Origin of the sequence: Corallococcus terminator, from assembly GCF_049194865.1 — a bacterium.
GTDB classification, from domain to species: domain Bacteria; phylum Myxococcota; class Myxococcia; order Myxococcales; family Myxococcaceae; genus Myxococcus; species Myxococcus terminator_A.
On sequence record NZ_JBLZWL010000132.1, the window covers coordinates 22,634 to 43,581 of the forward strand.

Annotated in this window: 21 protein-coding genes; 11 read left to right on the forward strand and 10 right to left on the reverse strand. The window is 69.0% G+C overall.

Going from position 1 to position 20,948, the window contains the following annotated elements:
* Nucleotides 1–21 precede the first annotated feature (21 nt).
* The 5 genes from ACN469_RS39485 to ACN469_RS39505 all read right to left on the reverse strand — a co-directional run bounded on the left by ACN469_RS39485 (nucleotide 22) and on the right by ACN469_RS39505 (nucleotide 6,246).
* A complete protein-coding gene (locus ACN469_RS39485) occupies nucleotides 22–1,125 on the reverse strand; it encodes an imelysin family protein (protein ID WP_498776841.1) in 1,104 nt (367 codons plus the stop codon).
* 47 nt (nucleotides 1,126–1,172) lie between these two features.
* Nucleotides 1,173–2,660, reverse strand: a complete 1,488-nt coding sequence (locus ACN469_RS39490; protein ID WP_498776843.1) for a hypothetical protein — start codon at nucleotides 2,658–2,660, stop codon at nucleotides 1,173–1,175.
* Between the two features lie 123 nt (nucleotides 2,661–2,783).
* Nucleotides 2,784–3,701, reverse strand: coding sequence for a DUF3108 domain-containing protein (locus ACN469_RS39495; RefSeq protein WP_498776844.1), 918 nt, complete (start codon nucleotides 3,699–3,701; stop codon nucleotides 2,784–2,786).
* A 21-nt stretch (nucleotides 3,702–3,722) separates the two neighbouring features.
* On the reverse strand, nucleotides 3,723–5,414 hold the full coding sequence (locus ACN469_RS39500; RefSeq protein ID WP_498776845.1) for a DUF4091 domain-containing protein: 1,692 nt from the start codon (nucleotides 5,412–5,414) through the stop codon (nucleotides 3,723–3,725).
* A 25-nt stretch (nucleotides 5,415–5,439) separates the two neighbouring features.
* Complete coding sequence (locus ACN469_RS39505) at nucleotides 5,440–6,246, reverse strand: DUF3108 domain-containing protein (protein WP_498776847.1); 807 nt, start codon at nucleotides 6,244–6,246, stop codon at nucleotides 5,440–5,442.
* 321 nt (nucleotides 6,247–6,567) lie between these two features.
* On the opposite strand from ACN469_RS39505, the gene ACN469_RS39510 reads away from it, so the two are divergent.
* Nucleotides 6,568–6,780, forward strand: a complete 213-nt coding sequence (locus tag ACN469_RS39510) for a hypothetical protein (RefSeq protein ID WP_498776849.1) — start codon at nucleotides 6,568–6,570, stop codon at nucleotides 6,778–6,780.
* 24 nt (nucleotides 6,781–6,804) lie between these two features.
* Here ACN469_RS39510 and ACN469_RS39515 read toward each other — a convergent pair whose 3' ends face one another.
* Together ACN469_RS39515 and ACN469_RS39520 are read right to left on the reverse strand one after the other, a co-directional pair.
* Nucleotides 6,805–7,476, reverse strand: a complete 672-nt coding sequence (locus ACN469_RS39515) for a YggS family pyridoxal phosphate-dependent enzyme (protein WP_498776851.1) — start codon at nucleotides 7,474–7,476, stop codon at nucleotides 6,805–6,807.
* A 2-nt stretch (nucleotides 7,477–7,478) separates the two neighbouring features.
* Nucleotides 7,479–8,072, reverse strand: a complete 594-nt coding sequence (locus ACN469_RS39520; RefSeq protein ID WP_498776853.1) for a Maf family protein — start codon at nucleotides 8,070–8,072, stop codon at nucleotides 7,479–7,481.
* 58 nt (nucleotides 8,073–8,130) lie between these two features.
* Here ACN469_RS39520 and ACN469_RS39525 point away from each other — a divergent pair, with 58 nt between their 5' ends.
* Nucleotides 8,131–9,231 carry a GGDEF domain-containing protein gene (locus tag ACN469_RS39525; RefSeq protein ID WP_498776855.1) on the forward strand — a complete coding sequence of 367 codons (1,101 nt, stop codon included), beginning with the start codon at nucleotides 8,131–8,133 and terminating at the stop codon, nucleotides 9,229–9,231.
* Between the two features lie 94 nt (nucleotides 9,232–9,325).
* Here ACN469_RS39525 and ACN469_RS39530 read toward each other — a convergent pair whose 3' ends face one another.
* Nucleotides 9,326–10,897, reverse strand: a complete 1,572-nt coding sequence (locus ACN469_RS39530) for a peptidylprolyl isomerase (protein WP_498776857.1) — start codon at nucleotides 10,895–10,897, stop codon at nucleotides 9,326–9,328.
* Nucleotides 10,898–11,116: 219 nt separating this feature from the next.
* On the opposite strand from ACN469_RS39530, the gene mreC reads away from it, so the two are divergent.
* The 5 genes from mreC to ACN469_RS39555 all read left to right on the forward strand — a co-directional run bounded on the left by mreC (nucleotide 11,117) and on the right by ACN469_RS39555 (nucleotide 16,472).
* Nucleotides 11,117–11,977, forward strand: a complete 861-nt coding sequence (gene mreC / locus ACN469_RS39535) for a rod shape-determining protein MreC (RefSeq protein ID WP_498776859.1) — start codon at nucleotides 11,117–11,119, stop codon at nucleotides 11,975–11,977.
* Nucleotides 11,974–12,474 (forward strand): hypothetical protein, encoded by a 501-nt coding sequence (locus tag ACN469_RS39540; RefSeq protein WP_498776861.1) that lies wholly within the window; start codon nucleotides 11,974–11,976, stop codon nucleotides 12,472–12,474. Before mreC ends, ACN469_RS39540 begins: the two co-directional genes overlap by 4 nt.
* On the forward strand, nucleotides 12,471–14,513 hold the full coding sequence (mrdA, locus tag ACN469_RS39545) for a penicillin-binding protein 2 (protein ID WP_498776863.1): 2,043 nt from the start codon (nucleotides 12,471–12,473) through the stop codon (nucleotides 14,511–14,513). The genes ACN469_RS39540 and mrdA overlap by 4 nt, the downstream gene beginning before the upstream one ends.
* A complete protein-coding gene (gene rodA / locus ACN469_RS39550) occupies nucleotides 14,497–15,648 on the forward strand; it encodes a rod shape-determining protein RodA (RefSeq protein WP_498776865.1) in 1,152 nt (383 codons plus the stop codon). The genes mrdA and rodA overlap by 17 nt, the downstream gene beginning before the upstream one ends.
* A 140-nt stretch (nucleotides 15,649–15,788) precedes the next feature.
* Entirely contained in the window at nucleotides 15,789–16,472 is a 684-nt protein-coding gene (locus ACN469_RS39555) for a PilZ domain-containing protein (protein WP_498776867.1), read from the forward strand.
* 54 nt (nucleotides 16,473–16,526) lie between these two features.
* Here the strand turns inward: ACN469_RS39555 and ACN469_RS39560 are convergent, their stop codons facing one another.
* Nucleotides 16,527–16,742 carry a hypothetical protein gene (locus ACN469_RS39560; protein ID WP_498776869.1) on the reverse strand — a complete coding sequence of 72 codons (216 nt, stop codon included), beginning with the start codon at nucleotides 16,740–16,742 and terminating at the stop codon, nucleotides 16,527–16,529.
* Nucleotides 16,743–17,383: 641 nt separating this feature from the next.
* The gene (gene trxA, locus ACN469_RS39565; RefSeq protein ID WP_498776871.1) at nucleotides 17,384–17,713 is read right to left on the reverse strand and encodes a thioredoxin; all 330 of its coding nucleotides are present in this window, start codon (nucleotides 17,711–17,713) and stop codon (nucleotides 17,384–17,386) included.
* Nucleotides 17,714–17,897: 184 nt separating this feature from the next.
* Between trxA and ACN469_RS39570 the strand changes: the two genes are divergently transcribed.
* From ACN469_RS39570 to hemC, 4 genes are all read left to right on the forward strand, one after another.
* Nucleotides 17,898–18,278, forward strand: coding sequence for a hypothetical protein (locus tag ACN469_RS39570; RefSeq protein WP_498776873.1), 381 nt, complete (start codon nucleotides 17,898–17,900; stop codon nucleotides 18,276–18,278).
* A gap of 33 nt (nucleotides 18,279–18,311) precedes the next feature.
* Entirely contained in the window at nucleotides 18,312–19,127 is an 816-nt protein-coding gene (locus ACN469_RS39575; RefSeq protein ID WP_498776875.1) for a cytochrome C assembly family protein, read from the forward strand.
* A 2-nt stretch (nucleotides 19,128–19,129) separates the two neighbouring features.
* Nucleotides 19,130–20,461, forward strand: a complete 1,332-nt coding sequence (gene hemA / locus ACN469_RS39580; RefSeq protein WP_498776877.1) for a glutamyl-tRNA reductase — start codon at nucleotides 19,130–19,132, stop codon at nucleotides 20,459–20,461.
* A partial coding sequence (gene hemC, locus ACN469_RS39585) for a hydroxymethylbilane synthase (protein ID WP_498776879.1) occupies nucleotides 20,458–20,948 on the forward strand: 491 nt, incomplete at its 3' end. The genes hemA and hemC, both read left to right, overlap by 4 nt.

Below are 20,948 nucleotides of genomic sequence, written 5' to 3' on the forward strand. Positions count from 1 at the left end.
ATCGTCGCTCGCTACCCTACGTTACTTCGTCACCAGGGGCAGCACCTCGCCCTGGAAGGTGTCGTGCAGGGTGCGGATGGCGTCCTGCGCCGCCGCGATCTTGGGACGCTCCGTCTCGTTCTTGATGGACTCGCGGAACGGCTCGGCGATGGCGGCCAGGGCGCTGATGGACGTGGCGATCTGCTGGCGGATCTTCACGTCGAGCGCGCTGTCCACGCCCACCACGTCCCGCAGCGAGCTGCCCGTCTTCGTCTCACCCTGCAGGTGGCCCAGGTAGGCGTTCTCCACGCTGCGGATGTTGTTGGTGAAGTCCTCCAGGGAGTTGTACGCGAACTGGCTCTCCACCACGTCCGGATCCCGAGTGGTGTAGGGGTCGGCGATCTTCCCGTTGGCGACCTCATCCAGGATGGTGGTGATGCCGCCCACCATCTCCTGCGCGGCGGCCTGCACGGACGGGTACGCGGAGTTGCCCGACTGACCCGCGGTCGCCAGCGTGTCACGGAACGGCGGCTTGCCGCCCAGCGACTGGGCCCACGAGCCGTGCAGCGCCTGGCCCACGGACTTGAGCTCCGCGGACAGGGCCTTGAGGTACTCGAGCTCACGCGCCGTGAGCTGGGCCACCGTCTTGGCGCCACCCTCGTTGCCGAAGAGGATGTACTCCAGCGTGTGGAAGCCCTTCTGCTCGTTCTTGAGGTTGCTCACGTACTGCTGCGTGAGGGCGTCGTTGTTGGCCAGCACCGCGTCCAGCTCGGTGTGGCTGACCGGCCAGCTGTCCAGCGCCGGGTCATAGCCGAAGCTGTCCACGGGACCGAACAGGAAGCCCTCGCTCTGCTCCCAGGGAATGCGCGACGCCCGCCACGCCGCCTTGGCCGCCGTCAGCTTCTCCGCCGTGGGCGCGGTCGCCAGCGCGACACAGGCCGCGTCCAGCTCGGTGAGCCGCGTGGCCAGCCGCGCGTAGGTCGGCACCACGACCTTGTCCGCGAACGTGACGACGAGCTCCTGGGTGACCTTGGAGTCGCCCTCGTTGGGCGTGTCGGAGTCTTCGCCGCAGGCACCGAGGAACAGCGCGCTGGACAGGAGCGCCGGCGCGAGCGCGAGGCGGAGGGGCAGGGACATACGCTTCATGACTGACCTTTCGTTGGGGGTTTGGGAAACGCCGGCGCGGGCCGACGTCAGTAGTTGAAGCCGGTGGCGAAGCGCAGGGTGTTCTCCGGACGGAAGGCGGAGGAGCCCAGGCGGCGGTGGCCGAAGTCGACCTTCGCGAACGCCACGTTCATCAGGTTGTAGGCGAAGCCCACCGTGTAGACGGAGCGGCGGAAGCGCGGGTTGTCGAACAGCTCCTCGCGCGGCTTGAACTGCGTGTCCACGTAGTCGTAGCGGACGAACGGGAACAGGTGGTGCGAGTCGCTCAACCCCACCACCGTCGCGATGTCGTAGCCCAGCTCGCCCCACACGGCCAACGCGTGGTCGGACACCGGCGTGCGCATCACCCCGAGCAGGTTGGACAGACGCGCGTTGCGCTGCGAGACGAGCTCCGCGTTCTTCAAGTGGCCGTACATCACCAACCCCTTCGCGCTCCAGCGGCCCTTGCGCACGGACAGGTGCGCGTCCAGCAGCGTCAGCGGCGCGGACACGTAACCGCACGGCGCCACTTCCCGGGGGTTCGCCTCCTCGCAGCTCTTCACCAGGTCCGGCTTGGGCCGGTTGCGCGTGGTGTCTCCGCGATACGCGGACACGCCGAAGGTGAAGCCGTCGAAGTGCGTGACGTCCGCGCGAACGACGAGCGCCATGTCCGTGGCCCGCTGCACCTCGAACCGGCGCTGGTGACCACCCACCGACCAGAGCTGCGAGCTGAAGCCGGTGGAGTCCAGGCCGTTCACCAACTGGCCCGTGAGCCGCAGCCCCCAGGGGAATTTGTAGCGCAGGCGCACGCCCATCTCGTCCCACGTGTTGGGGATGATGCCCGTCTCCGCTTCGTCGCGGTTGGTGCCCAGGTAGTCGGTGGGGCGAGAGAACTCACTCAGCGTGCCCACCGCCACGTAGAAGCGGCCCACCGCGAGCGCGGCGTTGTTCCCCAGCTTCTTGGAGAGGAACATCTCCTCGACGAGGATTTCGCCGCCCTTGTCCAGCTCCTGGTCGAACTCGCCGAACTCCTCGTACTCCAGCTCCATCGCGGAGCCGGTGCCGCCGTGCTCGAACTCGACCTCGACCTCCGCCTCGAGGCCGTATTCGGGCAGGCCGCCCTTCACTTCAATCACGAAGCGGTTGGTGTCGAACTCGATGCGCGAGTCGCGCTGCGCGCCGCCAGCCCGGTTCTGGTCCAACCCGTAGTTGAAGTACGCGAACTGCAACTCACCGTACGCCGTGACGTAGACGTCAATCTTGGGACGCGGAGGCCCCAGGGGCATGGAGGCCGGCGGCGCGGCGGGAACACCCGGAGCGGGCTGCGCGGGCTCCACGACGGCCGGAGCAGGCTGCGCGGGCGAGGGCTCCACCTGAGGCTGAGGCGCGGAAGGCGGCTCCACGGCGGGCTCGGCCTGGGAGGCCGGGGGCGCCGCCTGGGGGCCGGCCGGAGTTTCGGCCCGGGCCTCCGCGGCGCAGAGCAGCAGGGTGGAACAGAGCAGCAGGGAGCTACGGACGAAGCAAGAGCGTGGGCGCATCGGAGCGGCGCGCACCCTACGCTCGGGATTTTGATTTTGCAAACCAGAATCAATTTGTGTTCAACACGAAAGGCCCGGGAATACCGCGCACCGGGCCTCTCGCAAGGGGACTTCAGCCCCTCGTCACCACTTCATCTCTTCCTTGCCGGGGCCGGCCTCCTGGCGCTTCTCACCGGGGCGGCTGACGGAGGTGAGGGTGGCGCGCACGGCGCCCAGGTCCAGGGTGCCCACGGCGGCCAGGGGAAGCCGGCGCGCGTCGTCGGAGAGCCAGACGTGGACTTCGCGCTTCTGCTTGGGGCGGTCCAACCGCACGGCGGTGCCCACCAGGTGCCACGCGGTGAACTGGCCCAGCGGCGTCGTCACCTGCTCCTTCTTGAGGACCTGGCCCTGCATGCGCCACAGCCGACGCACGCCGTACACGTCGAAGCAGACGGACATGTTCTCCTCGAGCGGGAGCTGGCGCAGCAGGTAGATGGAGCCCGCGACGTCCAGGCCGTCCTTGTCGTAGGTGTAGTTGTACTGGCCCTTGGCGCGCTGGCCGATCTGATAGTCCACCTTGATGGCGCGGTCCTTGTGGGTGAAGGCGACCTCCACCTTGCGGCGCATCTCGTTCTCCGTGGCGTCCTCCACGTAGCGCTTGGGGCGCAGCGTCTTGGGGTTCAGCCAGGTGGTGGCGCTGCCCCGGACGCGGCGGACCTTGGAGAAGAAGGAGTTGGTCTGCGCCTCGGCGAGCACGGGAATCTGCCCGTCCTGTGGCTTCTGGACGCGCAGGGTCATCGTGCCCGCCTGGGCGCCCATGGCGTCCAGGTCGAACTCGAGCACCTCGCCGGGCATGAAGGCCAACGGCATGCGCAGCGCGGGCAGCGCGTTGGCGCAGGGCTCCACGGTGACAGGGGGCTCTTCGGGTGTCGCCGGCGCGCTCGCGTCAGCGGGCTTGTCGGCTTCGGGCTTGTCGGCCTCCGTGTCCGGAAGCTGGGCCCAGGCGGTGCCGCCGGAGGACAGCATCAGGCAGGCCGCGAGGAGGGTGCGCAGGGAGCTCATCCTTCTTCCTTCCACAAGTGATTACGGGGTGCTCTTGGGCGTGTGACGGCCCGGACGCTTCGCAAATTCGGACGTAGACCATCGCTGCCGGAGCCGGGCAGTCACGAGCTGGCGGACCTGGGTCCATTCTCGCGCATCCCGGCGGATGTCCCAACCCGTGCGCACCAGGTGACGTGCCGCGTCTCGGGCGAACGCCTGGTCTCCCAGCTCGGAGAGGAGCCGGAGGTACTCGTAGTCCTCCAGGCCGTCTCGCAAATGCTTGAGCCGGAGGGACTGCACCGGGTGGTGTCCGGAATCTCCCAGGTGCCTGGGCGTGCCCGGATAGAAGAGGGTGCCGTCGCCGTTGCCGCCGAACTCGAGGAGGTCCGTCCAGGGGTCCTCCTTCGTGTTGTAGGCGAAGACGGTGTCGAAATAGAGCTCGCCGTCCACGCCACTGGCGAACGCCAGCGGGCCCATGGCCCGGTTGAGCGGGGCGGGGTGGTCCACCATGTACGAGGCCCAGCCGCTGTAGGCCCGCTCCTGCTCGGAGTCCGGAGCGGGGCCGCCGTTGCAGCCATGTGAATTGCAGCTCTGGTACCACCACACCTGGGTGGACTCCGGCAGCTTCGCGCGCAGCTCCGCGAGCTCGTGCACGGCTCGACAGGTGGAGGGGCCAGAGCGGGGATGGAAGCAGTTGAGCGTGGGCGCGAGGATGTCCGCGGCTGGCGCGAGCGTGTCGTCGAGCGGGCTGGTGATGAGCACCTGGCTGCCCCCCGCGGCGCGCACCCGGCGGGACTGCGCCAGCACCAGGGGCACGTCCTCCGGCTTCGGCTCGTCCTTGGCGTAGAAGAAGAGCTGCGCGGGCCAGCCCTTCTTGCGGAAGTGCTCGGCGAAGGCGCGGTAGTACGCGACTTTTTCTTCCTCGGTGACGGCCTGCTTGTTGTCGCGCACCTCGGCGGTGGTGAAGCGGGCGCCGGAGGGCAACAGGCTCCCCTCGAGGAAGGGCGCCATCTCCGCGTCGTACGCGCTCCAGTCCAGGTGGGCCTTGCCCTCCTCGAAGCTCACGGGAGGCGGCGTCATGCTCATGCCGTGCGCGCTCACCCGGTGCTCCAGGAGGACGCGTGCGTACGCGCCCAGCAGCTCGCGCGCCTCCGGTGAGTCGGGCTGGAGCCCATGTCCCCGGGCGATGCTGTAGAGGGAGATGCCGAAGCTGGTGGGCAGCGAGGACGTCGCCGGCAGTACGAAGGGCTGCACCTCCACCGTGAAGGGCACCGCGACGCGCTCCACCTTGTTGAAGCGCGCGCGCAGCGTGCCCCAGTAGGTGCCCGGTGACTGGCTCTCCGGCGCGCACACCTCCACGTAGAGGACGGCGGGCAGGGTTCGGGCTTCCTCGGGGACGGGCGCGCTCAGCGGCAGCAGCGCATCAGGCCACGGGCCCTGGGCACCCTCGCTGTTGGAGGCGAGGTGGACGTCGAGATAGCCCTCGCGCCAGAGGGACGTGCTCAGCGCTTCCCCGGGGCCACCGAGGAACAGGGGCGTCACCTGGAGCTTCTGGACCGTGCCGGGGAGCACCACCTGCACGCCTTCGCACTCACCGCGCGCCACGCTCAGGCGGGCCTGGGGCCGCCCCTGGAGCGCGGCGCCGGGCCGCACCTTCACCAGGGGAGACACCACCATTGGCTCCGGTGTGGCGGTCATCGCCGCCAGCACCACCCACGCCCAGCCCGCGCCCATCCGCTCCCGTCACTCTCCAGCGGTGCTATCCACCGCTCTCCGCGCTCGCCACCGCCATGGTTCGACCGGGCTGGTAGTCGGTGATTTCCGCCACCACCGTGCCCAGCGCGAACTCCGCCTCCACCCGCACCGGCACGTGCCGCACGTCCGTGGTGAGGTAGACGAACATGTCCCGCTTCGACGTCAGGCTGCCGCCGAACTCCGCCTGCACCCGCGTCTTGAAGACCTCTTGCGTGCCCAGCTCCGTCTTCATCGTCTCGCGCGCCTCCACCTTGGCGCGCATGGTGAAGCTCTTGCTGCCGGTGAAGACGGGGTAGGTGTACTCGGCGCCCACCACCAGGTCGCGGTTGCGCAGCGCGAAGGTGGCGCCCGTCACGTCCAGCGTCCCCGCCACGACTTCGGCGGTGGACTCGCGCGGCGACTCGCCTTCCTTCTGCTTGACGACGAAGACACTCTTGCCATCCGGCTGCATCTTGATGCGCTGCCGACGGCGCTTGCCGTTCTCGTCCGCGTGCAAGTCACTGCCGACGACGGACTGCGTCCCGGACTTCCAGTACGACACGAACTTGTCCTTGATGGGCCACACGCCGATGAGCGCGTCCGAGCGCGCCACCGCGACGATGGGCCACACGTCCTCGCCCCACTGCTTCATGGGAGAGCCGACCGTCACCTGGGCGGTGCCCGCTGTCACGCCGAGGTACTTCACGCGATACTGCGCCTGCTCACCGGGGCCGAACGCCGGGTTCGCGGAAGGCTCCTGAGCCATGGCCGACGCCGACCAGACCAGGCCCGCCAGCATCGCCGCGAAACCCCAATTGGACTGCGCACGCATCGGTTGAGCTCCATCGCTAGGAAGTTAAGTAGCCTGCCTGCCACCTGCCAGGCCCTGCCCCCGAACCATTCCCGCCACTCCACATTTCCATGGACGTGCCCGGCCCACGGGCATTCAACGGACGCTCGTTCCCTCGCCGTGGGGGCGACGCCGGGCCGAGCGGGGACGCAGTCTCGCACGCAAGGGCCCCCTGGCGCCTCTTGGGGGCCCAGGCCCGGCTGCTCTCCAGCGAGCCGGGCATGTCCACCGGCCGACACCGCTGATAGCCTCCCGTCCCGGCGCCTACAGGTAGGCGGCGCCTTGCCACGGAGGCACGGGAAAATGTCCGGCAACTACGACTTCGACGATGACGACCTCAAGGAGTCGTCCAAGGGCAGCGGCAAGAACAAGGAGTTCGACTGCCCGGGCTGCGACGCCAACAACCCCGTGCATGACGGCTTCGGCGACGGTGACGAGCTGCGCTGCAACTACTGCGGCTGCGAGTATCGCGTCAGCGTCAGCACGGAAGGCCGCGTGAAGTTCAAGGAGATCTGAGGCCGCCCGTCAGGGCGGTGGCCCTCAGGTCCGTTCGCCGAAGAGGGCGGTGCCCACGCGCACCAGCGTCGCGCCCGCCTCGATGGCCAGCTCGAAGTCGTGCGTGGTGCCCATGGACAGCTCGGGCAGCGCATGGCTTCGCGCCAGCTCGCGCAGCGCCTGGAAGTAGCCGCGCGCTCGGGCCGCGTCGTCGGTGGGCGGGGGCAGGGACATCAGTCCCACCAGCCGCAGGCCGGGCAGCTCGCGCACCTGGGCCAGGAAGTCGGGCAGGGCGGAGGGCTCCAGGCCGGACTTGGTGTCCTCGCCTCCCACGTTGACCTCGACGAAGCAGGGCAGGGGCGCGGCACCCTCGCGGCGCTTGGACAGCTCGCGCGCCACCTCCAGTCGCTCCAGCGCGTGGAAGGCGCTGGCCACCTTGGCCACGTACTTCACCTTGTTGGTCTGCAGCGGGCCAATGGCGTGCCAGCGCAGTCCCTCCAGGTCCGCCAGCTCCACGGCCTTGTCCCGCAGCTCCTGCGCGTAGTTCTCCCCGAAGTCGCGCTGGCCCGCCGCGTAGGCCTCGCGGATCATCCCCGCGGGCTTCAGCTTGGAGACCGCCACCAGCGTCACCGACTCCACGGGGCGCCCCGCGCGAGCGCACGCGGAGGCCACCCGCGCTCGCACCGCCTCCAGCCGCTCCGCGAGGTCCGAGCCCATGCTCAACGCTTCCAGGCCAGGGGCACGCCAGCGCGCTCCATCAGCGCGAGCGTCTCTCCCAGCGGCAGGCCGACGACGTTGGTGGGGCTCCCGTCCACGGAGGCGACGAGGAAGCCGCCCTGTCCCTGGATGGCGTAGGCGCCCGCCCGGTCCACCGGCTCTCCGGTGCCGACGTACCAGGCGATCTCCGCGGCGCTCAGCTCCCGGAAGGTGACGCGGGTGCGCACGACGAGCGCCTCCTCGTGCCGGCCCGCGAGCGCGACGCCGGTGTGGACGTCATGTGTCTTCCCGGACAGGCGGCCGAGCATGGCGCGGGCCTCGGCCGGGTCCTGGGGCTTGCCCAGCAGCTCCGAGCCCAGGGCCACGGTGGTGTCCGCGGCCAGCACCCAGGCGCCGGGGTAGCGGGAGGCCACGACGGTGGCCTTCTCCCGGGCCAGCCGGAGGACGTAGGGGCCTGCCTCCTCGCCTGGGCGGGGCGTCTCGTCGATGTCCGCCGCGGAGACGGTAAAAGTGAGACCCAGTTGCGACAGGAAGTCCCTGCGGCGGGGAGAACCGGAGGCAAGGACGAGCAACGTTTGATCAGCGTGCGTGTGCATGTTACGGCTCCAAGCGTCGCGTCCTTAGCAGACTCGCGCCTCGGAGTGGACTCTACGGATGAATCCCGCGGACCTCCTGTCGGCCATGAAGCGGACAGTGGAACAACTGGCCGCCTTCAACGAGATGGCGAAGGCGTTGACGTCCACGCTGGAGCTGCGCGAGGTGCTCGCGCTCGTCATGCAGAAGGTCAGCAGCCTGCTGCTGCCTCGCAACTGGTCCCTCATCCTCCAGGATGAGCGCACCGGGAAGCTCTACTTCGAAATCGCCGTGGGCGAGGGAGCAGGCGTCCTCAAGGGCCTTCAGCTCAACCCCGGCGAGGGCATCGCCGGCGCCGTCTTCTCCTCGGGTGTGGCCCGGCTCGTCCACGACGTGGGCGGCGACCCCAGCTTCTCGCCCCGCTTCGACGAGGCCTCCGCCTTCCACACCCGCTCCATCCTCGCCGTGCCCCTGTTGTCCCGGGGCCACGTGCTGGGCGTCATCGAGCTGGTCAACGGCCCCACGGACCCGCCGTTCTCCAACGACGACCTCACCACCCTCACGGCCATCACCGACTACGCGGCCATCGCGATCGAGAACGCGCGCAACTTCCGCCGGGTGCAGGAGCTCACGATTACCGACGAGCACACCGGCTGCTACAACGCCCGGCACCTGCGCGCGCTGCTCGACACGGAGGTGAAGCGCTCGGCGCGCTTCCGCCACCCGCTGTCGCTCGTCTTCCTGGACCTGGACCACTTCAAGAGCGTCAATGACCGTCACGGGCACTTGATGGGCAGCGCCACGCTGAAGGAGGTGGGCGACCTGCTCATCGGCATGGGGCGCAACGGCCTGGACGCCGTCTTCCGCTACGGGGGGGACGAGTTCGCCATCCTCCTGGTGGAGACGGACCAGGACGGCGCGGCCCTCATCGCCCAGCGCGTGTGCGAGGCGTTCCGCGGGCGCTCCTTCCTCCAGGAGCACGGCCTGGACGTGCGCGTCACCGCCAGCGTGGGCGTGGCCACCTTCCCGGACCACGCCACCTCCGCGCTGGACCTCATCCGCTCGGCGGACTTCGCCATGTACGGGGCCAAGGCCCGAGGCCGGGACGCCATCTGCGTCGCCGAGCCCACCCCTCCCGACTCTGGCAACGGCGGCAACGGCTCCGACTTCCCGGCGCGCTGAAGCTGCAAGGCGCACCACCCCGGAGAGGCCGAGGGCCGGGGAGGGGAACACCCTCGGCCCGGCCCTCGTGGGACTGCGTCGTGCGGGAAGACGACTACCCGGCGCCCACCACCGAGTCGATGGCCTCGGTGTTCGTCACGACGTCGCCGTTCTTCTTCAGCGCCTTGAGGAAGGACTCCGTCACTTCGATCTGCTTGGCCTGCTGCGCCTGGGCGCGCAGGGTGTCCTTCTTGGCCTCGAAGCCCGCGGCGTCCGGCTTCTGGCGCTCGACGACCTGCGCCACCACGAAGCCCTCGCCCACGGGGAACGTCTCGCCCAAAACCTGAGGGCTGGTGGTCGCGAAGGCCGCCTTCACCAGCGCGGGCGCGGGGCCCAGGTGCGGCACGGCCTCACCCTCGGCGGTGAAGCTGTCCGTCTCCACGGCCTCCGGACGCGTCTCCGTCTCGAAGCGCAGGATGGCCGGCTGCTCCTTCTCCGGCGGGAACAGCTCCTTCAGCGTCTTGCCGCCCTGCACGGTGGCCAGGGCCTTGTCGGCCTCCGCCTTCGCCAGGTCCTTGGCGCGCTCCTGCTTGTAGAGCGTGGTGGCGATCTCGTCCTGGACCTCCTCCAGCTTCTTGTCCTGGGCAGGCTGCTTCTCCTCGACCTTCACGAGGTGCACGCCGAACTTCGTCTCCACCGGCTGCGTGACGCCGCCCGCGGTGAGCGCGAAGGCCGCGTCCGCCAGCGCCGGCTCCCAGCTGCCACGCTCCACCCAGCCCAGGTCGCCGCCTCGCGCCTTGCTGCCCGGGTCCTCGCTGCTCTCGCGGGCCACCGTGGCGAAGTCCTTGCCGCCGTCGATGTCCTTCTTGAGCGCCTCCGCCTTCTTGAGCGCCTCCGCCTTCTGCTCGGCGGTGGCCTCCAGGGGCAGCTTCACCAGCACCTGACGGGCGCGGATGCGCTCCGGCTGCTGGTACACGAAGCGGTTGGCCTCGTAGTAGTCCTTGATCTCCTTCTCGTGCGCCTTCTTCCAGTCCGCGAGCTGCACGGGCGTGGGCGCCGTCACCTTGTCCGCGAACATGGTGGGCAGGAAGCGCGCGAAGACGACCTTGGCCTGGTTGCCGTCCTTCTCGTAGCGGGCCCGGACCTCGTCATCGGAGACGACCGCGTTGGCGCGGACGACCTCGATCATCTTCTGGGCGGCCAGCTGGCGGCGCAGCTCGGTCTCGAACTCCTGGGGCGTCTTCCGGTAGAAGTCGCGCAGCACTTGCTGGTAGCGCGAGAAGTCGAACCCGCCCTCCTTGGCGTGGAAGTCCGTGTTCTGGTGGATGAGCTTGCGCAGCTCCTCGTCGGACGGGTTGATGCCACGCTGCTCGGCCGCCTGGGCCAAAAGCTCCGTGTTCACCAACCTGTCCATCACCTGGTTGTGCATGCCGAATTGCCGCGCCACGGACTCGGGGATGGGGCTGCCCTGCGAACGCAGGAAGCTCATCTGCCGGGCCCAGGCCGTGGCGAAGTCGCGCAGCGGGATTTCCTTGCCGTTCACCTTGGCCACCGAGCCCGGCGCCGTGGTGGCGGGGCCCGTGGAGCCGAAGCCGGAGCTGCCCGGCCCGAACTGAAGCGTGAACACCACCGCGATGCCGATGATGAACAGCAGGGAAAAGACCTTCCGGGGGTTCAGACCGTCCATTGTCGTCACTTCGAGAGCAAACGCGCCGAGAAAAGTCGTGCGGAAGGACTCGCGACGCGGTGTTGTTGGTAGCCCGGCCGGAGGGTGGTTTACCTGCGGCCACCCCCGTCACAGGGCCTTGACTGCCTAGGACACTGCACCGGAAAATGCAAGCGATTTAGAGAGTTTAGCGCCGCCCCCTACCCTCCGCACTCCCCTCCCACCCCGGAATTCCCCTCTGTGCTGTCGCTCCTCAAGCGATATCGGCGCCCCCTCCTGGTCGGCGTCCTGCTGCTCTACCCGCTGGTCGCCTTCCTGCTCAGCGGGCGCAAGGTCAGGGACCCCAATCCCATTGACCGGGCGGTCATCGCGGTGACGTCGCCCGTCCAGCAACTGCTCACGGCCTCCATCGAGGGCTCCGTGTCGGCGGTGCGCCACTACCTGGATTTGCGCGGGGTGCGGCAGGAGAATGACACCCTGCGTCTGGAGAACCTCCAATTGAGGGCCTCGGTCCAGGCGCTGGGCGAGTCGCGCACGGAGAACGAGCGGCTGCGCAAGCTCCTGGGCTACGCGGAGGCCGCGGCGGGGCCGGAGATTCCGGCGCGGGTGGTGGGCGTCAATCCGGTGGCCAAGCTCTTGTCGGTGCGCATCAGCGCGGGGGAGAAGGAGGGCGTCTTCCGGGGCATGTCGGTGGTGACGCCGGATGGAATCGTGGGACAGGTCATCCGGGCCACGGGGAGCTACTCTGACGTGGCGCTGGTGACGGACTCGCAGAGCCGGGTGGCGGTGAGGGTGCAGCGCTCCAGGGCGCGGGGCACCGCGTCGGGTGCTGGCAGCGGACCTTTGAAGCTGGAGAACATGCTGCGCACCGAGGACGTGGACAACGGCGACCTCATCATCACCTCGGGCACGGATGGCATCTACCCACCGGGGCTGGTGGTGGGCCGGGTGACCCATCTAGAGAAGAAGGAGCATGGCATGTTCCAGGGTGGGGACATCGTGCCGGCGGTGGACACCAGCAAGCTGGAAGAGGTGTTGGTGGTGGGCAGTCCCTACAGCGCGATGGCGCAGGGCAGCGCGGCGGAGGGTGCGTCGAAATGAAGTTCCTGGTGACGGTGGGCATCGCGTTGGCGCTGCTTACGCTGGAGTCCGTGGTCGTCAAGCAGGCGGGCCTGGTGCTGGGCCGCATCGACGTCACCGTGGTGCTGGTGGCGTTCCTCGCCCTGCGCGCCACGCTGCTGGAGGGGGCCTTCTCCGCGTTCGCGGTGGGCTACCTGTTGGACCTGATGAGTGGTCAGCCCACGGGGCTGTTCACCTTCCTCGCCGTCTTCACCTTCCTGGTGGGGCGGCTGGTGTCGACCTTCGTGGACGTGCGCGGCGGCCTGTCCTTCGCGCTGTTCGCCATGGGCGCGGACGTGGGGCACGGCCTGCTGGCGACCTTCTTCACCTGGCTGACGGTGAAGGACAGTGGCACGGGGCCGGTGCTGGCGGGCCTGCCCGTGCAGGTGGCGCTCACGGGCGCCGCGGCGCTGGCGCTCTTCCCGTTGCTGCGACGCTTCGAGGCGGCACAGGACCGTCCGGCGGGGTTGCTGAGGTGACGCCTCCCACGCTGGGCAACACGACGCCGGGTCGCGAGCTGCGCCGGCGCTTCCTCTGGCTGGGCCTGGCCATGACGGTGGGGCTCGTGCTGTTGTCCATCCAGCTCTACCGCCTGCAAATCACCCGGGGCGAGGAGTACTCCGCCAAGAGCGTGGCCAACTTCGTCAAGGAGGTGCGCCTGCGCGCCGACCGGGGCGTCATCAAGGACGCGCGCGGCACCATCCTCGTCGACAGCCGCCCGTCCTTCGACGCCGTCGTCACGCCCGCCTTCTGCACCGACTGCGCCGAGCAGGTCATCCCCCGGCTGGCGGAGCTGCTCCAGTGGGATGCCGACCAGGCCAAGAAGGTGGAGGACCTGGTGCGCCAGGGCCGCCGCAACGCGCCCTTCCAGCCGGTGCCGGTGCGCGTGGACCTGACGCGGGACGAGTACGACCGCCTGGCCGCCCGCCGCGACATCCTGGACGGCGTGGAAGTGGCCCCCGTTCCGCACCGCCACTACCGGACCAACACGGTGCTGTCGCACGTGCTGGGCTACATGAACGAAATCACCCAGGAGGAGCTGGAGCGCCTCAACGGCGACGGCTCGCGCTACGCGCTGGGGGACTACATCGGCCGTCGCGGCCTGGAGCGCTACTTCGAGCAGCGCCTGCGCGGCCAGGACGGCGTGCGCAAGGAGGTCGTCAACGCGCGCGGCCAGAAGATTGAAGAGCTCAACGTCAAGCTGGGCGACAACGCCGTGGTGCAGCCCCAGGCCGGCAGCAACCTGGTGCTCTCCATCGACATGCGCCTGCAGGAGGAGGCCGAGCGCGCCTTCCCTGGCGTGACGGGCGCCGTCGTCGCCATCGATGTGCATACGGGCTTCATCCGCGCGCTGGTGTCGCGGCCCGGCTTCGACCCCAACCTCCTGACGGGCCGCGTGACGCCCACGCAGATGGCGCAGCTGTCGAGAGATCCGTTGGAGCCCATGGTCAACCGCGTGGCCGCAGAGCACTACAGCCCGGGCTCCACGTTCAAGGTCGTCACCGCGCTCGCGGCGTTCAAGTCCGGCGCCTTCCGTCCGGAGACGGTGGTGAACTGCCCCGGTGGCTACCGTCTGGGCGCGCGCACCTGGCGCTGTCACCTGGACCGAGGCCATGGCCCGGTCAACGGCCTGGACGCGATGAAGAGCTCGTGTGACACGTGGTTCTACAAAGTCGCGGACACCATCGGCCTGGACCCCATTGGAGAGATGGGCAAGTCGCTGGGCCTGGGCAGCCCCACCGGCATCAGCGTGGTGGCGGAGGTGCCCGGCATCATGCCGACCAGCGCGTACCACGACAAAGCCTCGCCGGGCGGCTACACCAAGGGCATGGCGCTCAACAGCGCCATCGGCCAGGGTGACAACAACGTCACGCCGCTCCAGCTCGCGCTGATGTACGCGGCCATCGCCAACGGCGGCATGCTCTACAAGCCGCAGATGGTGCAGCGGCTGGAGAACCTGGACGGGCAGGTCATCCAGGAGTTCAAGCCGGAGGTCGTCCGCCGGGTGGAGCTGTCCCCCCCGCACCTGAAGGCCGTCATCGAGGGCCTGGTGAAGGTGGCCCACGAGCCGGGCGGCACCTCCTACCGCTCACGCCTCAAGGGCATGCGTGATTTGGACGTCCTCGTCGCGGCGAAGACGGGCACCGCCCAGGTGGCGCGCCTGGGGGCCATCCGCCTCAAGACGCACCAGATGAGCTTCTTCGAGAGAGACCACGCCTGGTTCGCCGGCTTCGCCCCGGCGGACAAGCCGGAGATAGCCGTCGTCGTGCTCAACGAGCACGGTGGCCATGGTGGCTCGGACGCGGCGCCGACAGCGATGGCCGTCATCCAGAAGTACCTGGACCTGAAGAAGCTGGACGCCACGGCGCCGCCGCCGCGTCCCAACCAGCCCTACACCCCCTCGGTGCTGCGCGCGCCGTCTCCGGACGAGGCGGCCCTGACGCGCGGCGTGAAGCCTCCGAAGGTGCTGCCGGGCGACGACGCCGCCTCGGAGGACACCCATGCAACTCAGGATTGAGCGGCGGATGGTGCCCCACGTCCCGTGGGGCCTCATCATCTGCGTGCTGGGCGTGTCCCTGCTGGGCATCTGGAACCTCGCCTCGGCGTCGCGTCCTCCGCTCGCGCCGGTGTGGTCCAGCCAGGCGCTGTACCTGGGACTGGGCGTCGTCGCCGTGCTGGTGGTGTGCCTGGTGGACTACCGGTGGATCCAGCGCATGGCGCTGCCCATCTACGTCTCCAACATCCTGGCGCTCATCGCCCTGCGCTTCATCGGCCACACGGCCAAGGGCGCGGAGAGCTGGTTCGTCATCGGCCCGTTCCGCCTGCAGCCCGCGGAGTTCATGAAGATTGGCGTCGTGCTGATGCTGGCCAAGGTCTACCACGACGACTTCCGCCCCAATGAGCCGTCCTACGGCCTGGTCCGGCTGTGGAAGCCGCTGCTCGTCGTGGGCGTGCCCTTCGTCCTCGTGCTCGTCCAGCCGGACCTGGGCACCGCGCTGATGATTGGCCTGTCCTCGCTCACCGTCATCCTCTTCGGAAAGGTGCGCTGGTACCTCGTCGCCACGCTCGTCGCGGCCATCCTCGCGGGCGGCATCGTCATCTGGAACGACTACGTGCGCGACGTGCCGGAGCCCCGGCCCACCATCGTCCGGCACTACCTGAAGAAGCACCAGAGTCAGCGCATCTCCGGCTGGTTGGACCCGGAGGCGGACCTGCGCGGCAGCGGGTACCACGCGGCCCAGTCCAAAATCGCGGTGGGCAGCGGCGGCGTGTCCGGCAAGGGCTGGCGCGAGGGCACCCAGACGGGGCTTCGCTTCCTGCCCGAGCAGCACACCGACTTCATCTTCTCCGTGTGGGCGGAGGAGCACGGCTTCGTGCTGTGCACGGTGCTGCTCGTCCTCTACGGCGCCATCTTCATCTTCGGCCTGGGCGTGGGGTTCAACGCCCGAGACAGGTTCGGCGCCTTCGTGGCCGTGGGCGTCGTCGCCATGCTCTTCTGGCAGGTGTTCGAGAACATCGGCATGGTCATCGGCCTGCTCCCGGTGACGGGAATTACCCTGCCACTGATGAGTTATGGCGGGTCTTCCATGATGTCCGTGATGCTCAGCATTGGCTTGCTGGTGAACATCAGCATGCGTCGTCACATGTTCTGAGACGCCGCGACACGCGACGCTGAAGCGGGCGCTCCCAAAGGATGGTGCGGGGCGCTGGCGGCAGCTCGCGGGTGGTGTATGAATCACCCCACCAATTCCGGGGGGAGGGCGAGTCCCTCTCGGGCCGGTGGAGGTCAGGCATGCAGAGGAAGGTCGGGCAGAAGGTGAGTGGGAGTGTCCGCGTGGCGGAGATTCCCGTGGTGGCGAGGGACGTGAAGCCCGCGGTGCCACCGCCCGTGGCGAGGGCGCCCGTCGTGGCGAAGGACGAGGTCCGACGGCCGGTGGCGTCGCCGCCGCTGCTGCCAACGTTCGCCCCCATCATCGAGCGCAACCAGGGGGAGTCGGAGCACCGGGAGTTCCCCCGGGCGCAGCTGACGACGCGCTTCGAGGTCTGGGTGGATGACGAGGAGGGCGGACGGCGCTTCGCGGCGAGCCTGGCCTCCATCAACGTCAGCGTCAGCGGGGCCTTCCTGGAGAGCACCTTCTACCTGCCCATGGGCACGGTGCTGGGGGTGAGCTTCATCCTGGAGCCGGGGGATTCACCGGTGCGGGCTCGGGCGCAAATCGTCCGGGAGGAGCGCGGGGACGGCCCTGACGGCCGCAGCGGCTTCGGCATCCGCTTCCTCGACTTCAGTGGACAGACGGAAGTCGCCCTGGCGCGGCTCTTCGTGGGAGCCCGGCTGAGAGCCTTCGCGGAGGACTACCTGCACTCCCAGCGGGCGCGGTCGCTGCCCAACGAGCTGGAGCGGGTGGTGGATGTCCTTTCGGCGTGGGAGCTGCTCAAGGCCACGAGCACCGAAGCGGACCCCTGGCAGACGAAGTAACGAATTGAGCGGCGGCTCGCCCAGGGCCGTGGGCGCCACCGCGAACAGCGTGTCTCAGGCGGGCTTGCCACCCGCCAGCAGACGCCTTCGCTCCGCCTGGTAATGCGCTGAACACAGTCCCTTCGAGCGCTGCTCCCGCGTGCAGTCCGGCATGGTGCAGCGCCGGTCCGACGCCACCATGTTGCCCGCAAGCGCCTTGGGGGGCCGGCCACGACGACGGCTCGCCGTCATGCCGTTGCTGTTGCCACCCGTGGGCATGCCTTGGTTCATCGCCCGGAGGACGCCTCGGCCAATTGCATCGCCAAGCGCTTCCGCCCAATTCACCAATGCGGGGGTCAGGGGGACCTTCGACAACTCCTTACGTGGTCGTGCCATGAAAACTCCCGTGAAAACAGTCAAAACAAACAAGCCTTCCAATGCGCCTTTTTGGCGGTGGATGTCAACGCTGTCAATACAACCTGGGCGGGGTCTTGTATGACTCGCAAACCCGCGCGGAAAATTGATGACAAGGCTGCAAAGGGATACGTGTTTCCCGCAGGCAAGCTGGGAGACGATTTAGTATCTGCGCTGTATTTGTCCGCAGGGGTGAAAATGACGCGGAGTCTGAGAAATCGCTGAAGGCTCGCCGCGAGACTTGGGTTGAGTTGAGTCAGGGCGCCCTCTGGCAAAGCCGCTGCTCCAACGGTTCCGGGCTCGCGAGAAGGATCCGCTCACAAGCCATGAACTGGAGGGCTGGCTCACGCGGGGGGCGGTATCAGGTCGGGCAGGCGCTCCGGGGGACGTTTCTCGCATCCCACAGCCGGACAGCGCATCGGGGTGGTGTGGCGCCCCGCGTCGACAAAACAGAAGCGCCGGGCGAGGCGCGCGCGGGACAAGGAGTCCTCACGTGCGCGCAGGCCCGGCGAAGCGGCTTACAGCGCCTTCTTGATGGCTTCTTCGATGCGCGCCTTGGGGACGGCGCCGACAATCTGCTCCACGACCTTGCCGCCCTTGAAGAGCAGCAGCGTGGGGATGGACCGGATGCCGTAGTCCTGCGGCGTTTGCTGGTTGTCGTCGATGTTCATCTTGGTGAACTTCACCTGACCGCCATACTGGGTGGCGAGCGCGTCGATGGACGGGGCGATGGCGCGGCACGGCGCGCACCAGGTCGCCCAGAAATCCACCAGCACGGGCTCCTGGGAGCCCAGCACCTGCTCCTGGAAGTCTCCATCTCCGACCGCCTTCACGTTGTCGCCTGCCATGGTGTCTCCTTCGGGCCCTGTCCGGCCTGCACGGCGCGTCGTCTAGTACGTGCCCCGGGAGCCTGCAAGAATCGGCGGACCGTCGACCGATCTGCCAGAAATGATGCGGTGGGGAAGCGCGGGTTTCACCCTTCATTCCGAACGGCTCCCCCCCGAAGCCCGGTGCTGGTGTAGGCTGGCGGACGTGACGAAGCTCTTTCTGCCCCAGTCCCAGCTCGAGGAGTGGGCACTGGCCGACAAAGCGGACCTGCGGGATGGCAGGCTGGTGGTGATGGCCGAGGGCGGCACCGCCTTCGCCGTCTCCCCCGCCGTTCATTTCGTGCAACTCGTGTCGGGCGAGGACACCCACGGCCTGGTGGCCAAGGTGAAGACCGAGGAGCAGCTCTCCCGCCTGGGGGCCGAGCAGATGGCCGACTCGGTGCTGGTGGGGGAGTCCGCCTACGAGGTCGTTCCGGGGTATGTGACGGAGGTGCCCTCCGGGGCGCCGAAGCCGGAGGCGGCGGGCAAGAAACCCGATTCGGAGACCGACCTGTTGGCGGCGTTCCTTCTCAACAAGATGGGCTGATTCGCCTGTCTGTCACGGTTATTGCCTGAATCCATGAGCCACACGCTCGTATCGCTCGCCTGCCACGCCTACGGCATCGCCGCCGTGGCCTACCTGGCCTACCTCGTCCGCCAGTCGGACGCGCTGGCCATGGCCGGGCGCGTGCTGGTGGGCGGGGGGCTCGTGCTGCATGGGGTGGCCCTCTTCGAGTTGCTGGGGGCCCAGTCCGGCCGGCCCGTGGGCATGGCCCAGGGCTTCTCCACGTTGGCCTTCCTGCTGCTGGCCATCTTCCTGGCGCTGGATGTGCGCTATCGCCGCCCCGTCATCGGCGCGTTCCTCACGCCCCTGGCGGTGACGGTGCTGATACCCGGGCTGCTGATGCACGGAGGCCAGTCGCCGCTCCCACCGGGCGTGCGACAGCCGCTGTTGCCGCTGCACATCACCCTGGCGCTGTTGGGGCTGGCCGCGTTCGCGGTGGCCGCGGGCGTGGGCGTCATGTACCTCTTGATGGAGCGGCAGGTGCGCGCCAAGCGCTTCGGGTTGTTGTTCTCCCGGCTGCCGTCGCTGGAGTTCCTGGACACCCTCAATCGGCGTTTGGTGGTGTGGGGCTTCATCGCGCTGTCCATCACCCTGGCGACGGGCGCGTTCTTCGTCGCCACGACGGTGGGCTGGCAGTGGGATGGCAAGTCGATTGCGACGGTGGTGGCGTGGGCCGTCTTCGCCGCGCTCGTCAACGCGCGCATCTTCGCGGGCTGGCGGGGGCGCCGGGTGGCGTTGCTGACCATGGCGGGATTCTGTCTGGTGCTGGTCTCGTTCCTCACCTCGTACGACGTGACTTCGAGCACGGCGGCCGCCCTGAGGATTCCCTGAGTATGGAGCTCGTCTGCATTGGCCTGTCCCACCGTACGGCGCCCCTGGTGGTGCGCGAGCGGTTGGCCCTGTCCGAGTCGCGGCAGGTGGAGGTGCTCCAGCGGCTGGCCCAGTCGCCGGTGGAGGTGCTCTGGGTGTCCACCTGCAACCGGGTGGAGGTGTATCTCTCCGCGCCGGACGGGATGATGGCGCGGGAGCGCGCGGTGTCGGAGCTGCGCGCCCTGGGCGGTGACGAGGCGTTGGAGCACCTCTACGAGCACCGGGGAGAGGCGGCCCTCATCCACCTGTTCCGGGTGGCCTCCAGCCTGGACTCGATGGTGCTGGGCGAGGCCCAGATTCTCGGTCAGGTGAAGGACTCCTTCGAGCGGGGGCAGGGCGCGGGGGCGGTGCGGGGTGAGTTGACGCGTGCGTGCGCGGCGGCGTTCGGCTGCGCCAAGCGGGTGCGCACGGAGACGGCCATCGGTCGCGCGGCGACGTCCATGGCGTCGGCGGCGGTGCAGCTGGCCAGCAAGGTGTTCGACGGCTTGAAGGGCAAGACGGTGTTGGTGGTGGGCGCGGGGGAGATGGGAGAGCTGGCGGCGCGCCATCTGCAGCAGGCGGGTGCGACGAAGCTGTTCATCACCAACCGGACGCTGGCGCGCGCGGAGGCGCTGGCGACGGAGGTGGGCGGTGTGGCGCGGCCCTTCGAGGAGCTGTTCGCGCTCCTGGGCGCCGCGGACGTGGTGGTGTGCAGCACCGCGTCGCCCGTGCCGCTGTTCACGCGGGAGAACGTGAGCGCGGTGGGCAAGGGGCGCAAGGGCCGGCCGCTGTTCATGGTGGACCTGGCGGTGCCAAGAGACATCGACCCCGGGGTGGGCACGCTGGACTGGGTGCACGCCTACGACGTGGACGACATCCAGAAGTTCGTCGCGGAAAACGCCGCCGCGCGCGCCGAGGAGGCGCACAAGGCGGGTGTGCTGGTGGCGCAGGAGGTGGCTCGCTTCGTCAAGGAGCGCGCGCTGCGCGAGGGCATGCCGGTGCTCGCGAGGTTGCGCCAGCGCGCGGAGGCCATTGCCCGCTCGGAGGTGGAGCGCACGCTGACGTCGCTGGGTGATGGGTTGACGGACAAGCAGCGCAAGAGCATCGAAGCCATGGGACGCGCCATCGTGAACAAGCTGCTGCATGAGCCCACCTCGCGGCTGCGCGCCGTGGGGCCGGAGGGTGAGGGCAATCGGTTGGCGGGTGCCGCCGCGGAGCTGTTCGGGCTTCTCGAGGCGGAGCTGGAGGCGGCGGACGCGGAGGTCTCTTCCCTGGCCCCGGTTCCGCAGCAGGTCGCCACGGGGGCCAAGCGATGAAGGCCGTGCGCATCGCCACCCGACAGAGCCCGCTGGCGCTCTGGCAGGCCCGCCACGTGGGCGCGCTGTTGGCCTCGCATCATCCAGGCCTGGAGGTTTCCCTGGTGGAGCTGTCCACCGAAGGAGACCGCTTCCTGTCCGCGCCGCTGTCGGCGGTGGGCGGCAAGGGCCTGTTCGTGAAGGAAATCGAGCAGGCGCTCATCGACGGCCGCGCGGACCTCGCGGTGCACAGCCTGAAGGACATGACGTCCGAGCTGCCGGAGGGCCTGGTGCTCGCGGCGGTGCCGACGCGCGAGGACCCTCGCGATGCCTTCTGTGGCCTTTCGGGACAGACGCTGGACTCGCTGCCCCAGGGCGCGCGGGTGGGCACGTCGTCGCTGCGCCGCAGCTGCATCCTGCGCTCGCGGCGGCCGGACCTCGAAATCGTCAGCCTGCGCGGCAACGTGCAGACGCGGCTGCAGAAGACGAAGGAGCTGGGGCTCGCGGG